Source organism: Epilithonimonas mollis (genome assembly GCF_900142325.1).
GTDB lineage: Bacteria > Bacteroidota > Bacteroidia > Flavobacteriales > Weeksellaceae > Epilithonimonas > Epilithonimonas mollis.
Genome location: NZ_FRAM01000005.1, coordinates 1 through 16,685, shown reverse-complemented (window position 1 = coordinate 16,685; position 16,685 = coordinate 1). Strand labels below are relative to the sequence as shown.

13 protein-coding genes are annotated in these 16,685 nt (G+C 36.5%); 9 read left to right on the top strand and 4 right to left on the bottom strand.

Annotated features, from left to right (window positions below; genetic code table 11):
* Positions 1-169 precede the first annotated feature (169 nt).
* Complete coding sequence (locus BUA97_RS15835) at positions 170-4,210, top strand: hypothetical protein (RefSeq protein WP_073000160.1); 4,041 nt, start codon at positions 170-172, stop codon at positions 4,208-4,210.
* 265 nt (positions 4,211-4,475) lie between these two features.
* On the opposite strand, the gene BUA97_RS15830 is transcribed toward BUA97_RS15835, so the two are convergent.
* Positions 4,476-7,529, bottom strand: coding sequence for a DNA polymerase III subunit alpha (locus BUA97_RS15830; protein ID WP_073000157.1), 3,054 nt, complete (start codon positions 7,527-7,529; stop codon positions 4,476-4,478).
* Positions 7,530-7,540: 11 nt separating this feature from the next.
* On the bottom strand, positions 7,541-8,686 hold the full coding sequence (dinB, locus tag BUA97_RS15825; RefSeq protein ID WP_073000155.1) for a DNA polymerase IV: 1,146 nt from the start codon (positions 8,684-8,686) through the stop codon (positions 7,541-7,543).
* A 62-nt stretch (positions 8,687-8,748) separates the two neighbouring features.
* On the opposite strand from dinB, the gene BUA97_RS15820 reads away from it, so the two are divergent.
* The 5 genes from BUA97_RS15820 to BUA97_RS15800 all read left to right on the top strand — a co-directional run bounded on the left by BUA97_RS15820 (position 8,749) and on the right by BUA97_RS15800 (position 11,891).
* On the top strand, positions 8,749-9,525 hold the full coding sequence (locus tag BUA97_RS15820) for an XRE family transcriptional regulator (RefSeq protein WP_073000153.1): 777 nt from the start codon (positions 8,749-8,751) through the stop codon (positions 9,523-9,525).
* A 43-nt stretch (positions 9,526-9,568) separates the two neighbouring features.
* The gene (locus BUA97_RS15815; RefSeq protein ID WP_073000151.1) at positions 9,569-10,177 is read left to right on the top strand and encodes an alpha-ketoglutarate-dependent dioxygenase AlkB family protein; all 609 of its coding nucleotides are present in this window, start codon (positions 9,569-9,571) and stop codon (positions 10,175-10,177) included.
* A gap of 121 nt (positions 10,178-10,298) precedes the next feature.
* Positions 10,299-10,838 carry a Crp/Fnr family transcriptional regulator gene (locus tag BUA97_RS15810; protein WP_073000149.1) on the top strand — a complete coding sequence of 180 codons (540 nt, stop codon included), beginning with the start codon at positions 10,299-10,301 and terminating at the stop codon, positions 10,836-10,838.
* Between the two features lie 51 nt (positions 10,839-10,889).
* Complete coding sequence (locus BUA97_RS15805; protein ID WP_073000146.1) at positions 10,890-11,243, top strand: bleomycin resistance protein; 354 nt, start codon at positions 10,890-10,892, stop codon at positions 11,241-11,243.
* Between the two features lie 108 nt (positions 11,244-11,351).
* Entirely contained in the window at positions 11,352-11,891 is a 540-nt protein-coding gene (locus tag BUA97_RS15800; protein WP_073000144.1) for a DUF421 domain-containing protein, read from the top strand.
* 56 nt (positions 11,892-11,947) lie between these two features.
* Here BUA97_RS15800 and BUA97_RS15795 read toward each other — a convergent pair whose 3' ends face one another.
* Entirely contained in the window at positions 11,948-12,430 is a 483-nt protein-coding gene (locus BUA97_RS15795; protein WP_073000142.1) for a DUF6265 family protein, read from the bottom strand.
* A gap of 132 nt (positions 12,431-12,562) precedes the next feature.
* Positions 12,563-13,372, bottom strand: coding sequence for a helix-turn-helix transcriptional regulator (locus BUA97_RS15790; protein WP_073000140.1), 810 nt, complete (start codon positions 13,370-13,372; stop codon positions 12,563-12,565).
* An 814-nt stretch (positions 13,373-14,186) separates the two neighbouring features.
* Between BUA97_RS15790 and BUA97_RS15785 the strand changes: the two genes are divergently transcribed.
* From BUA97_RS15785 to BUA97_RS15775, 3 genes are all read left to right on the top strand, one after another.
* On the top strand, positions 14,187-14,975 hold the full coding sequence (locus BUA97_RS15785; RefSeq protein WP_073000137.1) for a hypothetical protein: 789 nt from the start codon (positions 14,187-14,189) through the stop codon (positions 14,973-14,975).
* Positions 14,976-15,062: 87 nt separating this feature from the next.
* Complete coding sequence (locus tag BUA97_RS15780; RefSeq protein ID WP_073000365.1) at positions 15,063-16,157, top strand: hypothetical protein; 1,095 nt, start codon at positions 15,063-15,065, stop codon at positions 16,155-16,157.
* Positions 16,154-16,519, top strand: a complete 366-nt coding sequence (locus BUA97_RS15775) for a hypothetical protein (protein ID WP_073000135.1) — start codon at positions 16,154-16,156, stop codon at positions 16,517-16,519. Before BUA97_RS15780 ends, BUA97_RS15775 begins: the two co-directional genes overlap by 4 nt.
* The last annotated feature ends 166 nt before the right edge of the window (positions 16,520-16,685 follow it).

Here is a 16,685-nt window from a genome sequence, read left to right as displayed (position 1 = left end):
ATAATCATATGGATTAATAAACAAAGAAAAATGGTAATTAAAAAATTTATTTTTTAATTAATTTAATGATTTAATTTACGGTAATCCATAATGTAGTTTATTAGACAGTTATTATATTTGAAAAATTAGCCTTAAAAGTAATTTGTTATTTTTTTAGATTAAAACGCTTATGTCCGCAATTTCAGCTCTCAAGGGTTATAGGACCCAATTCCTATATTCATTGCATTATATCTTATCCACCTTGTCAGATGATTTTATATACAGATTAGAAGGAGAAGAGGATTTGGATGTGTTAGACAACAATGGTAAACTTATGTATGCTATACAGCTAAAAAACTTAGGAAAGCCAATAACGTTGTCTGACATTCTTTCAGACAGCAAAACTTCATTTATTAAGAGATTCTTGAACAATTACCGTGAGGCAACTCCTATACTTGTGTCTTATGGGAAAATAAGTGAAGATCTTAAAAATTGGATTGGACATAAGAATAGTATTAGTCAAAAAGAAAAATCTAATTTAAAGAAGTATAAAATAACTTCAGAAGATTGGAAAACAGTTAAGAACAAAACTAAATTTTCAGAAATAAAGGAAGAGTTGATTGCAAGTGAAGTTGAACAATTAATGAAAGGCAACTTTACGGAGATTGACCCAATACCAACCATTGGGTACTTGTTGTATTGGCTACAATTTATTGCGGAAAAGCAACAACCTATTACGAAAAAAGATTTCTATAAAAAAGTTCAAGACTTTGCTAAATATCTAAGCGAAAGGATTTCAATTCACAACCAATATGGCATAGTTTTAAAACCATTACATAAAATTTCACCAGAAGATTTAAATCATCAGCAATTAGAAAAAGAATTTTACAATGCGACACTAACAAAATATGAACATATTTTATTAGGACTTGACGTTAATAGAGAAAAGCATTTAGATAAAATTAATGAAGAGTTACGGGAGAATAATGTTGTAATGGTCAAAGGTGCATCTGGGCAAGGAAAAACAGCATTATTGTATAGTTATGTTCATAAATACATTAATCACTGGCAATCTTTTGAACTCAATATTCAACAAGACCCAGTAATTACTCAACAGTCTATTCAAGCTATTGCTTCCATAAGCAAGAAGTTAGATATCCCAACTGTTTTTATAATAAATGTAACACCCAATACTACTGAATGGGTTAAAATAATTAAAGAATCTTCGCATCTAAAGCATATCAAATTTCTTGTGGCAATCAGAAATGAAGATTGGTACAGGGCTTTTGGGGTAGGTATTGAGTTTGAGTATAAGGAAATAGACTTATTGCTTACTAAAGAAGAAGCTGAAGCTATTTACTTAAAACTAAATGAAAGAAACAGAATCAGCCATTTTACTGATTTTGAGCAAGCTTGGATTCAGTTAGGCAATGATGCTCCGTTATTAGAATTTGTTTATTCTATTACACAAGGAGATTCATTATTCAATAAATTAAAGCAACAAATTTTACAAATACAGCAGGAAAATAATCAAAATGCTAACCAACAAATTCAGTTTTTAAGAATTGTAAGTCTTGCTGATTCAGTGGGTGCGAAGATTGATGTTTCAAAATTAAATTCCAATATCGATTATCAATTTATAATTGAAAAATTAGAAAATGAATATTTGATTAAAAAATCTTTTGACCGAAAATACATTCAAGGGTTGCATATAGTGCGCTCGCAAAAGTTGGCGGAAATCTTATTTGATGAATTTATTAATCATAAAGAAGACTATGCTTACAAAGCAATAGCATTATTAGCCGAAGAGGATTTGTATTTGTTTTTACTACAATTGTTCAACCTTGAAATCCTAAACTCAGACAAATTCATTCAGAAATTAAATGAGGATATTTCTGTAGAGAACTGGGCTACATATGCATCATTTATAAAAGCCTTTATATGGCTTGGTACAAAACAATATGTAGAAACTAATCGTGAAATAATTGATGAATGTCGAGATATTTGTGGAGGAGCCTGGATGTTCTTTATTGATTATATGTTTTCGAGTAATTATGATAGAAATGGGATGCTTGACCTACTAAAAGTTGATGATGAACGTAGAGAAAAAATTGATGATATTAATAGAAGGATTTCTGCAAAAGAAACCATTTTTTACTTAGCAACTACAGTACTAAATAAACTTACCTTTCCGAGTAAACTCCCTTCTACAATATTTGAATGGAAATCTTTTGGAGAGTCTTTATTTTGGTTGAAAAATATATCTAATGATAAGGAAGCTGTAGAAATTTTCGAGGAAGAAAGGTTTGAAAATGCCTTTCAAGTAATGGATAGTAAAAGCTTATCTAAGTTAATGTTAGGTATGTATTCTTATTCCACTGAATTGGATGTTATAAGAAAAAAGTATGTAGCGCATTTTGTAAATAAGATTAAAGAGGAATTCGATATTGTATATTTCGATTTTAATGGAGAAGAAATAACCATTCATTTCATTATTGACGTCCTAAAAAATAATGAAGCGAGGTCGAGCAATGATTTTGTTGTTAATATCTTGGACATCATTAGAACGGCTTTACCAGATAAGCAGAAATTCAATTCGCAGGGATATGGTCATCGTTTGCAAACTCTATCTGTTGATTTTGACGATACACATAAATCAATGCCAATTGAAAATATGCCATTAGAAGAATGGATAAGTATAAATGGTTGTATGACTAAACTTTATGATTATAAGGATAGACCAACCGATTGGAAAGAATATTTAGTTCAACTCAATCAGTGGGAACATTTAATTAAGGAAAAGGTAAACGAGTTTAATAGCTCATTTGCAAAACTATTTGATGGCAGTAAAACATATACACCTGTAGTTCCTGTTATGAACAATGTCTTTCTGAAAATGTCTGAAAAGATTAAAGAGCCAAAGTCTATTACAGATTCATTGGGTGTCTTTGGAAATAAGCAAGATAATAAGAAAAATATGAATGGGCTGTTATCTGTAAATTCTCAATTGAGTTCTAAATACAATGATTTTTATAAGAGTCTTTCAGATTTCAAAGGAAGTATTGAAATTTTTATTCAACAATCTGCAAAAACACTTTATTCAAAAATTCAATTAAAAACTGAAGAGGGGCATATTCACGATGAAAATATCGAGCGCTTATCTCAAATCAATCTTTATGATGCAATAAATAAACTTGCAGAATATAATACTCAATATAAAAATGTTTTAGGAAACATAGATACTAAACATAATTCTAAAGTGGAAGTAAATTCATTACTTACTACAGCTGTCATTTGGAAAGATTTTTTGAACGACAATAATAAAGGAGAACGTTCATTTAATCGAGTACTAAAATTAAAGTCTGATTTTGAAAATAGAATAATAAAGGAATTTAAACAAGCCTCTAAAGCTAATTACTTTACAATAAAATATGTCAATAATAAAACTACAGCCGATAAGCCAATCGTAATAATTGATGGTCAAAGTCCGTTTTGGTCATTAATGGGATTTAAAGAAGCTTATAATATTCTTCATAAAGCCATTGATAATCCGGAATACACAAGCCTAAAGTATTTGATGTTACAAATAGGTTTTTCAAACTTTTATTTCATTCAAACTGTTCAGAATAAAACCCTAAACAATCATTGGAATGAGGTAAGGCTTTATATGCTAAAAGATAATACATTTGAAGAATTATCTGTTATTAATGCAATTACAAAACCTATCGAAGAAGATGTTCGTACAAAACTAAATGTAGATAGTTGGGCGCAATTATATCCTGAATTTAATAAAATTAATAAAGCAGGCGAAGCATATGGAAAATTACTTTTCTTGGTTGACCATTTCTATGACTTGAGGTTATTTGATGAAATTGAACTTTCAGAATCTGATAAAAATACTTTGCAACAACATTTGAATAAGGTTGGTTTAGAGCTACAGCAATCTTTTCAAACGGTATTAGATTCTTTATTCGATTGGACAAATATGTTCCCATTTGATGAAGATACTTACATAGTTAGTGAAGAAGAGCAAGAGTATTTTAAAGCGATGTTCAGTATCAGGGATTATATCTTCCCTGAACCTAAAGGCGATGAAGAAGATTATCAATTAGCAATTAATATGGAAATAGTTTCCGGGTGGGTAGAACGATTAAAAGTTTGTACGGAAAGTTGGGGAATATTTATACTGTTACTTTCTGGAAAATATATAACCAAGTATAAAACAGAATAAAATTAATGTTTAATAAAATATGTATTAAAAGGGGTTATCAATAAATTAGAAATATTAACTAATCTCAAAAAACGATGCAATTTCAATTCATGATAAAAGTAAAAAATATTTAAACTGTCTACTATAATAGATAAAACTAAGCTTAAAGGGTAAAAGAAACTAATCATATATGAAAAAGTATATAGATGATTCTCAATAATTTCTTTGAATATATTTTATATAAGCTCTGATAAACTGTAAATGAAAGAATAAGATTTCAAGTAATTTAACTCATTTTTCTTCTAGGTAATCCAATTTCGTGCTCCTGTGGATAAGGCTTTCTGAATGTCATACTCACATCTTCCCGGATATTGTTATAAGCTTCGTAAGCTTTGTCTTTATCCAAAGTATATCGGGGATCCGGAATGAACGGCATCTTTGCCATTTTTAAAATCGTTATCGTAGGAAAATGAAAATCAACTTCTACAGTTCCTAATAACAGGTAGCATCCGCCACCCTGAAAAGGATATTGTGAAAGATTGTCAGGGAAATGCGCTGTATCAAAATATTCTCCTTCCGCGTCTATCCAGGTTCCGAAATACATCGTCCCTCGTTTGGTGGGAACATGCTTGCGTGATATCAGGTAGGCCAGCATTTTGATCTGCTTCTTATGGTATTTCGTCAGGTCTTTTGCCATTACACTGCCTCTGTATTTGGTTTGCAATAAGTCAAACGGGCTTACTGAAACCGGGAATCCCAAGATCTCAATTTCGTCAAAAGCATCTTCCAAAGGATGTCTTTGCACCTTTGGGAGGGTATATTCTTTTTGTGGTTCCTCCAGTAATGTCAGGTGTTTGAAAATTGGTCTGTTTCCTGCTAAAAGAAACCGGGCTTCAATTAACAGTTCGTGCTTTTGCTTTCCGGTAAACCGGAATGCTCCTATGAATATTAAAGTTTGTAAGGCCTCAATACCAATAGGGATTCTTTTGACAAAGTTTTCCAGGGAAGTATAATCGCCATTGTTTTTTCGTTCTTCAGGAATTGAAACTGCAATTTTGTTTTCAAGCTTTTCAATGTGCATCAGTCCTAAATAAACATCTTTTTCGTAAACCGTAGTCTGGTATTCACTTAGATTGACACAGGGATTTAAAATGGTTGCACCGGACATTTTAGCTTCGTGGACATATACCTCCGTTCTGTAGAAACCACCGCCATTATTGATCGCCGAAACCATAAACTCGATAGGGTAGTACACCTTCAGATAAAGGCTTTGGTAGCTTTCTACGGCATAGGATGCGGAATGGGCCTTGCAGAACGAATAGCCTGCAAAGGATTCTATTTGGCGATAGACCTCTTTGGAGAGCTGCTCAGGATGGCCCAAGGCCTTGCAGGATTCAAAGAAGTGGTCTTTGACTTTCTGGAGAGCGGAGAGCGAACGTCCCTTGCCGCTCATCGCCCGGCGTAATACATCGCCGTCAGCAGGGGACAGTCCTCCGAAATGAAGAGCGATTTTGATAACATCCTCTTGGTAAACCATAATGCCATAAGTCTCTCCAAGTTCTTTTTCGAAAACAGGGTGGAAATATTCAAATTGATCAGGATTATTATGGCGGAAAATATATTCCTTCATCATTCCGCTTTGTGCAACGCCCGGACGTATGATGGATGATGCCGCTACCAATACTTTATAATTGTTGCATTTCAGTCTTCGGAGCAGTCCCCGCATGGCCGGACTTTCAATATAGAAGCAACCGATCGTTTTTCCCCTGCTCAGAAATTCATTGCATCTCTGTTCATCTTTTGACAAACTCACATCCCGGATATCGACTTTAACACCCCGTTTTTCTTCGACGAGTTTTACGGTATCCTTAATGGTTCCCAATCCCCGCTGAGAAAGGATGTCGAATTTTTCCAGACCGATTTCCTCGGCCACGTGCATATCGAATTGGACGATCGGAAATCCTTTGGGAGGCATTTCCAGTGCTGAATAATTGGTGATGGGTTCTTCCGAGATTAAAATTCCACAAGAGTGCATACTTCGCTGATTTGGAAATTTCTCTAAAAGCTTTCCATATTTGTGAACCATTGCTGACACCGAATTAATATCGTGCTGTTCAATGGATTTGGAAGCCAGTTCATCCAGTTCCTCTTTTGGCAAGCCGAATGCTTTTCCTACCTCACGGAAAATCGATTTATATTTAAACTCAACGTTTGTTCCACAAAATGCCACGTGATCTTTTCCGTATTTATCAAAGATGTATTGTAAAATCGTATCTCTGTTCTGCCAGCTCCAGTCTATATCGAAATCCGGCGGTGTTTTCCGGTTCAGATTCAGGAAGCGCTCGAAGTACAGATCAAGCTCCAGCGGGCAGATGTCCGTAATGCCAAGACAGTAGGCAACGATACTATTGGCACCGCTTCCGCGACCGACGTGCATAAACCCCATCCGGTTGCTGTACTGGATGATGTCCCAGGTGATCAAAAAGTAGGCACAGAAGTTCAGTTGGTCAATCACATCAAGTTCCTTATCCATCCGTGCTTTAGCTTTTCCGTCATCATCAGGATATCTCTTTTTAAACCCTTTATAGGCAAGTTTCTTCAAAAGCTTTATATCGCTGTCTTTACTTTCTTTAAAGTTCTTTTTGTTTTTAGGGGTCTTATAGTCAAAATGGAAATGGCATTGTTCCAGTAATTGTTGGGTGTTTTCAATGATCTGTGGATAATGTTTGTAATTTTTTAAAAGCTCATCCTTTGAGATCAGCTTCTCGTTTTGCCCGCATATATCATTGTCTTCAAGTTTTGTGACGAGCGTATTCCGGTCGATGGCCCGAAGGATCTTATGCAGTTTATATTCTCTCTTTGTTGTAAAAGTTACCGGCTGTAAAATGATCATTCTTGGCAGATACTTTCTCAGGTTAGAATTGATCAAAAGATTGATTTCTTCGGGACGTATGCCAATGTATTCGTTTCTGCTCAGTTTCTCGGGGTAATTGCTCAGAGGATATATAACAAACACATTTGACAGGTCAGGGTGATGAAGTGGGAGATCAATTCCTTCGCAATTGTGTCTTGTCAAAAGCCTGTTAATTTCCCCTATACCTGATTGATTTTTTGCCAGGCAGATGTAATGCTGTTTATTGTCAGTTCTTACATCCACACCTACGACCGGTCTGATATTATTCTTCTCACATAATCTGTGAAAGTCATAAATGCCGGAGATACAATTGATATCGGTCAAAGCGGCCACACCAATTTCCAGGTCGACACATTGCTGAACCAATTCTTTTATGGAAATGGTACCGTAACGTAAGCTGTGGAAAGAATGACAATTGATGAACATAACATGGTAAATTATTGGTTTAAAAATCCGGATGCCCGGCCAACGCTGTCCGAACCGAACCTCGTTTTAATTTTGTCCAACGTTTGATAAAGACTGATAAGCTCTTCCGTATCTTCAAACAGGTTCATCTGGTGACATCCGTGAACTAATCCCGTAAATTTTATCCCTATCAGCCTGATTCGCATTCTGCGGTTATAGACCTTTTCAAATAATTCTAATGCATACCTGAGCAGCGTATGGTCGGACGAAGTATAAGGAATCCTGTATTGCTTGGTCTCCGTATCAAAGTTGGAGTACCGAATTTTTACAACAACGGTAGAAGTCAGCCACTTCTCCTGTCGGAGCTGGAAGCATAACTGTTCCACCATTCCCGACAGTATGCTCTTTATAGCGGTGATATCGATGGTATCCTGTGAAAATGTATTTTCTTTTGAGATGGACTTTCTATCGGAATAAGGGACAACAGGCGTTTCATCAATGCCATTGGCTTTCTTCCAGAGTTCCTGCCCGTTTTTTCCGATCAGCTGGTGCAAAACTTCAATCGGTGTTTCCGATAAGGTTTCAATGGTTCTGACTCCTAATCTGGATAAGAGTTGAAAAGTGACATTCCCAACCATTGGAATCTTCTTTATGGAAAGCGGATTTAGAAAGGGCTTGATGCTCTGCTCAGGAATTTCAAGTTTTCCGATGGGCTTAGATTCCCCGGTCCCGATCTTGGAAACGGTCTTATTCGTGGACAAGGCAAAACTGATTGGCAGACCGGTATTTTTTCTGACTGCCTCTGCAATTTCGGTGGTCCATTGATAGCAACCGAAAAATTTATCCATCCCGGAAAGATCCAGATAGAATTCATCAATACTAGCCTTTTCAAGAAGGGGAACTTTTTCCTGTATAATTTCGGTGACCGTATGCGACATATTGGAGTACATTTCCATATCGCCCCGGATTACCTTCGCTTCCGGGCAAAGCCGAAGCGCCATCTTGATCGGCATTGCACTTCGCACCCCAAAATATCGTGTCTCATAAGAGCAGGATGCTACCACGCCTCTGTCTCCGCCACCAATGATAAGCGGCTTTCCAACGAGGTCGGAGTTCTTCAGTCTCTCACAGGAAACAAAGAATGTGTCAAGATCCATATGGGCAATTGCTCGATTCATATCGACAAAATTATTACGTTTTGTATCAAAAATGTTTATATTTGTTGCTATAAATTATAGCAATGTCAATTTTATCAGAAAACATGCGGTATTTGAGAGGAAAGCTGAATCTCTCACAACAGAAGGTTGCAGACCATCTTTCTATCACCCGAGGAAGGTATGCGAAATATGAGGATGGTGCGACGGAGCCACCCCTTGAGATCCTGCTTAAAATATCAAAATATTACAATGTCAGCATCGACTTACTACTGAGAATCAATATCAGTAAATATTCCATTGATGAACTTGTGGAACTTCCTGATAACAGAATTGTTTTACCAATTAAAGTAGATCATGAAGGCAACGATCAGATCGAGATCATCCCCCAAAAAGCTTCCATGGGATATCTGAACGGCTATAGTGATCCGGAGTATATAGAAGGTCTGGATACTATATCATTACCATTCTTAAAGGGAGGAAAGTTCAGGGCATTTCCGGCTGATGGAGATTCAATGCCTCCGTATAAGAACGGAACCTACATCGTAGGAAAATATGTCGAAGATCTTTCCGATCTGAAAACGGACAGGACCTACGTTTTCATCACGATCAATGATGGGATCAGCTATAAAAGATTCCAGTTCCATGAAGCAGATGGTATTTGGGTGAAGGCTGACAATAGTTTTTATGAGCCTTATAAGATTCCTCTTGCTGAGATCAGAGAGATATGGGAATTTGCCTGCAGTATCAGTACAAAAGAATATGCGCCTGATGAGTTTTCGGAACGTAATATTCAAAGCTTCATTGCAGAGATCAAAACTGATATAAAACAGATCAAAGAAAAAATCGGAGATAAGAATTGAGCTATTCAAAGTGGAAGGTAAAACATAAAAAAAATTATAGATTATGGAGCAGTTAACCTTATTCAATCCCGAAGAATTATATGAATTTCCGAAAGACCTTTTGGTGTTCAGGGAACATTTTTTAAATAGGGAAGAAGCTGATCTTTTAAAAGATAAACTGCTTCATTCTGCACCGTGGGAACAGCGTACTCAGAAAATGTATGACAAAACAGTAATAACACCGCGATTAACAGCTTGGTATGGTGATGACAGGAAATCATATGATTCCGCAGATAATAATACGTCAATTACCAATTCCTGGACTTCAGAATTGTTGTTACTAAAAGAAAGGATAGAGAAAGAATTCGGCTATCAATTCAACGGTGTACTTTTAAATCTTTATCGTGACAATAATGATTCAGTAGCGTGGCATAGGGATAAGGAGAGTCGATATGGCAAACGTCCTGTCATCGCATCGATCAGTCTCGGACAAACGAGAAATTTTGATTTCAGAAAAAAAGATCATCATCAAAGTAAATACAGTCTGCCGCTTCCTCACGGTTCGTTGCTTATTATGAAGGGAGATCTTCAGGAACATTGGGAGCATAGGATTGCTAAATCCAGATTGCTAATGGGACAAAGGATAAATCTTACCTTCCGGTTAATCCGCTAGTTATAAAAACCATATAGCTGAACAAGAGTGAAAGCCATAGAATGTATAAAGAAAAGATTGAATGAAATTGAAGCGTAGCGATTATTATGTAAATTTGATAGCTAATCGTCAATTATAGAATATGCTAAGAAGCTTAGGTGTTTTTTCAGATTTTGAAGTTCAATTATTTAATCAGAATATTGAAACTAAAATCGTTGAAAAAAATGAAGTTCTACTTTCTGAAGGTGAAATTTCAAAATCTATTTTCTTTATCAAAGCCGGTGCTATTTTTCAAATCCAGACAATAGATGATGAAGAAAAAATTATTGATTTAAATATTCAGAACGATTGGGCTTTCAATTTTGATAGTTTGACAAATCAAATTCCTTCCAATACCAATATAAAGGCATTTGTTAAAGCTGAAGTTATAGAGCTAAAGTTGGAAAGTTTACACAAACTGATTTCAATTTCGCAAAACTTTTTGCAACTCAACAAGATCTTCAATTCGTTGTCTGCTAAAATCCATATCTATGACAGCAATCTGAACCCGACTGAAAAGTATAATTACCTTCTTAGCAATAAACCTCAGATTATTAAAATTTTTCCTTTGAATATGATTGCTTCTTATTTGAAAATGCGTCAGGAAACATTGAGTCGAGTAAGAGCCAATGTGATTTTTTGATTTCAATCAAGTGTTGCTTCGAGATTAATTATAGAAATTTGAGAGAAAAAAATGATTACTGATATTATTGCAAAATTGCCAATGAGGCAAAAAGAATCGACTTCAGATTTTTATAAAAAATTAGGTTTTAAAGTTTTCGGAAATGAATTTGATCATTACTTAATGTTACAAAAAGATGATCTGCAATTGCATTTTTTTGAATTTAAAGATCTTGTTCCGGACGAAAATTATGGACAGATCTATATCCGTACAACATCCATCGAAAACCTGTACAATACTTTCATCGAAAATAAAGTTCCGATACATCCCAATGGACATTTAGCGGAAAAACCTTGGGGACAAAAAGAATTTTCAATTCTCGACCCCGATAATAATTTGATAACTTTTGGAGAAGCAATGAATTAAAAACAACTTTGGTGGAAGAAATTATACCATAAACATTTGCATGAAGATCGTTATCATTCCACGACATTTCTGGCATTATTTTATCAACACTAATGATAAAAATAGGAAATGGATTTGTTATTTGAAAATTGGGAAAAGCTTGGACAGGTCGCATTGATGACCATTGCCTCTTTTGTTATTCTATTCCTTTTCATAAGGATTTCAGGAAAAAGAACCTTGGCTAAGTTCAACGCTTTCGATTTTGTGGTCACGGTCGCTCTGGGTTCCACATTGGCCTATATGATGCTTGCGATGGTTCCATTGGCAGAAGGTGTAATGGTGTTATTTCTGATAATAGCATTACAATACCTGTTCGCGAAATTGGCCAGTACCTCTGATAAGATGGAACATCTGATCAATTCCTCTCCACGGTTACTGTTCTACAAAGGCAAATACCTCAAAGACAATATGAACACCGAGGCCATAACGGTTGATGAGATCAGCGCTGTAGTGCGTCAGGAGGGAATTGAAAGGTTGGATGATGTTTTGGCAGTTGTCATCGAGCTCAATGGAGAGATCAGTGTCATCAAAAAATCGGATACTCCGGGTGGTAAAAGTTCTTTGGAAGATCTTGATATCCCTGACAGTGAAGGAAGGGACAATCTGTAGAATTTTTGCAGTTATATATTTTAATTTATCGAATTAACCAAAGCTTATCTCTATTTTTAGTTTTTTACTCTTTTCATAGGAAAGGTCTGTTTGCGTTTCTGTCCGTTTTTTGTTCCTGAAATTTCTGCTATCAATGAATCGGAAGTAATTTTTGTGTAAGTGATGATCTGCGGAAAGTCGTGTTGTGAATTTTCAAAGACCAATTGATTTTTAGAAATAGTTTTGGCAGCAAAACGAACAGGCAGACCATCATTTTGATTGTTAACAGTTGGAATATAAAACAACTTTTTATTTTCCTGCACGAGCCGGATATTTTCAAAAACGATCGTGTCTGTGTCTTTTACACTATAGCTTTTCCCCGAAAATTCATTATTGCCAGCCTTGGTCCAGGTTTCGTAGATACTGCCTCTTTGGGTTTTGTTTTCCCAGGTACCGATCAGCCATTCTGCTTTTTGAATGTCGTTTGTCCTTTTTATTGTCCAGGCATAAAGAATCGCCAGACTAACAACCGTAATAAAAAATTTTGCTCCTGTTTTCATAATTTTAGCTGATTAAGTAATTGTCATTTTATTCGATTTTCAAACACGGGATCATTTCTTTGTTGAATGTTTAGATAACAAAGTTGCAATATTTTTTAAACCTAAAATTGTAAAAATGGGACAAGTCTAATCCTAGCCGTAAAAAAGCGAGGACATCTTAAGGTGAGTGCCATAAAATTCTTTGGGCGTAGATCCGGTAAATTCTTTAAACTCTTTGATAAAGTGTGCCTGGTCATAATACTCATTTTCATAAGCCAGGTGTGAGAGGTTGGAGAACTGATCATTCAGCAACATTTTGAGTGCAGCCTGCAATCGAATCGTCCTGGATAGCTGTTTAGGACTGAGACCGATGTCCGAAGAAAATTTTCGCAATAATTGTCTTCGATTAAGATTGGTTTGTCTGGACATTTCGTCAACTGACAGTTGTCCGTTGGCTGTTATAATGGTTTCAACCGTTGATCTTACAATACGGTCAATGGTTTCGAAATTCGTCAGCCGATCCAGTAAAAATCTATCAATAAGCTTTATTTTATCCGAAGTTGAATTGGCATTTAAGACCTGTTGCTCAATTTCCTGTCCATCCTTTCCAAACAGCTTTTCCAATGAAACGGCGGTGTTTTCCATCTCTTTTATGGGATTAGTCGTAAAAGGCATAAATCCTTCCGGATGAAAACGAACGGAAAAAATTCCGGTCTCGCCGGTCGGCTCGATTTCCAGCGGCCGTGTCAGTTGTCCGATAACAAAACATTTGGGCTGGATAATGCTGTTCCCCTTATCCAGGTATTGTTTGTATAGATCTCCATAATGAAAGATCATCTCCATACATCCGTCAGGAACAATGGTTTGCTTTTCAGGTGTTTCTTCTTTAGGGCTTTCCAGTGTCCAATAACATTTGATAAATGCTGTCAAGTCCTGATTTGGTTCAAATGTCTGGTAATTCATTTGGCTTCTTTACAAAAATTATTCTACCTAAAAACTTCATAGTGATTCAAATATAATCAATCTTCGAAAAAGAGATTGATGGATCATCTATCATAAACCTGCGTAATTTAAGTACAGGTTAACTGGAAACCTGTGCAAAATGTGCACAGGTCAGCTTAAAACCGGCTCAAAAATTAAGCGGCTCAACACTAATTCTGCGTAAAAATTGAGCCGAATATTTTAAATGCGTGCTCGAAATTTGTGCAACCATATTTCTGAATTGTATCCAAGAAAGTAAAGCAGCCTCATAGTCCTGCTTAAAAATTACGCCACTTTTTTGAAAACCTGCTCAAAATTGTTACCATAACACGCCGACTTGGTTCAAAAAGTAAGCAGCTTCTTTCGCAACCTGCGTAAAAATCGAGCAGCGTATTTTCAATGATGCTCAAAAATTGAGCAATCTTAAATTCATCTCTTTCCGCTTTCTTTTCTTTTCAACGCAATTACTACAACTATTTACTAATCAGTTAAATGCAGTGTTTTTCAGAACTCTCAAAAAATCAACAGTACAATTTAGCAAGATGTGTCTTTGTATATACAAACTTTTCAAGTTTTATATCCAAGACGATCTTGCCTTTTTGCAAAAGGGGAAAAGACTTCGGAACTCGTCTTTTGTTGTTCTAAAATCTGGTATAATATTCCAAATTATTCTTTTTTAATCTTTACAGATTTCAGATTAATTTGGACTGTCTTTAAATAGCCCAAGTCCCTTCAAAGCTATTGTTTTGAGAGATTTGATGTTTCAACTTTGCAACAGAAATCTTAATCAAAAAAGATGAAAACACTTTTTTATTTTTTATTTAGCTTCTTAACGATATTGGTCTCGGGACAGGTCGGCATCAATACGCCAAACCCCGAAGCTACTCTGCATGTAGTAGGTAGACCTGACGACCCTAATCATTACGATGGTATCATTCCACCAAGCATGACCGGTGACCAATTATCAAAAAAGATTTATTCTGCTTCAAAAAAGGGTACATTACTATTCGTGACTATTCCGCCCTACATATTGTCAGGGCAAGTGATTAATGTCGCAGAACCTGGTTTATATTATTTTGACGGAAGCCTGTGGCAACCTATACCAAAGCAAGAGCGCAAGATAGAATATCAAACGATTCTTATTTTTGACCGCAATACGGATAGCCCACTTACAGCATCTTCCAAATGGAGCGAGCCGGTTAACCTTTGGGATCATAAAGATACTTACTTGACCTGTACAAAATTTTACAGTTTGGGTGCAAAAAAATTTGGAGCTTTAGAGGGAGCCGTGTCGTTTACAAAAATTGAGGGGATCATCAATATTAAATTCCTTGTATCTCGAAAAGCAGATTCCGAGCCTGTGTCAGACGATGTCGTAATGGATATTTCTGATATCTGTAATGAAATAGGATACTTCCCGACTGATGTCGCCTGGCTGCATCCTGAAAATTCAACAGTCCCGATGACTGTTTTTCTTCAAAACAATTCGATTCATATCCCCGCGGTAACTTTAAATTCAATCAGTACAAATACAAAAGGTGAAGCCAAAGGATATTCAAGCTGGACAAAACCACATTTGAAATAACAAAACAAAAATATATCTACAATCAGCAGCATATCAAAATCAATGACCGATTCTAAAAACACGATAAACCTTAAACAAAAACAAACAATGAAAAACAACTTTCTAACCTTACTTTTTGCCTTGGCATTCGTTAACCTGTTCTCGCAGGTCGGTATTAATACCCAGTCGCCTAAAGCTACTTTTGAAGTGGTCGGAAAACCAAATGATGCGAATCATTTTGACGGGATCATCCCGCCACGGATCACCGGTGATGAATTAGCAGCAAAGACATATTCAGCGGCACAAAAAGGCGCTTTTGTATTCGTGACCGTTCCTGCAACCAATCTAATCGGACAGGCAGTTCACCTGACAAGATCGGGACTGTATTACTTTGATGGACAGCAGTGGGTTGAGATCTCTAAAGATGATCCCCTGGAAGCGGTTGCGCTTAGAGGAAATACCTCTACGGTCGAGCTTGTTATCAAGAACAATCTAAAACTTGATTTTGACCAGAAAGAAAATTATATCCTGGGAAAATCCAGAAGTCCGATCACTGGTGAATACAATACCATCGTGGCGACAGATTCCAACATCACTTCCGGTAAAGGAAATTCAGCATTTGCCTACGCAATGTCACAGGGAAAGGTGACCGGTAAGTTAAATTACGGAATGGGTGTTTCGGCATTAAACGGTATTGCTAACGGGACCATATCCGGTAACAGGAACATCGGTATTGGCCCAGGCGCCATGTCATATATCACGTCAGGCAATGACAACATATCAATCGGATATCTTTCAGGAACAGGAAACCGGATAGGTTCCAACAATATTTTTATTGGCGTGGGTGCAGGAAGCCCTGCCGTCGGAGACAGAAGTGTCAGTAACAAGCTGGCCATTCATTCGACTCCGGTCAACACAAACGCGAATGCTTTTTGGGATGGTATCACGAATAATTACACCGACTATAAGTTTGCGCTGATCTCGGGAGATTTTTCTGAGAGATGGCTCAACATCAACGGTAAATTAAGTGTCACCCCTTCACAGATGCCCAATGCAGACGGTGATTCCTCCTATACTAAAAAAGTAGTTGCAAAGGCTGATGGCACATTTGGTTTCGCCACCGAGGTAATTCCCACACCACCAGCTGTTGGAACGTATGTTCTCAAAAGTGTGAATGGTATTCCAAGTTGGAGCTCACCGTGAAAAAAGAAGGGAGTACGAATTCTGAAGTGATCTTTTTCCGGATCCAACAGGAAAGAAAAGAGAACTGGAAGAAAACATGCCAGGAAAGAAATATCTCTTTGACCAGACTGATCATCGATTCTGTGGAGAACAGGATTATGGATGATGAAAGAAGAAAGGTTCTTAAATTCATTGAAAAGCAGGACAATATCTTTGCAAAGATCGAAACCAATGTCAATCAAATCGCAAAGGTGGTCAACGGACAAAAGTTCATTTCGGAAAGTCAATTGGAATTGTTTTCCACACAACTTTTAGAAATAGTAACGTTAAAAGCCCGGCAGAACAGAATATTTGAAAACATCTACGCACTGCTTTCAAAATGATCGTTAAGCTTATGAAGCCGGCCGGAGCTAACTTTCCCGGAGTAGATTACAACGACAAGAAGATTGATAAGGGAAAGGGAGAATTGACGCTGATGAAGAATTTTCCGTCATTCATTACTGAAAATAGCAATAAGCAGCAGGTCAGAGATTATCTGAAAGCGATATC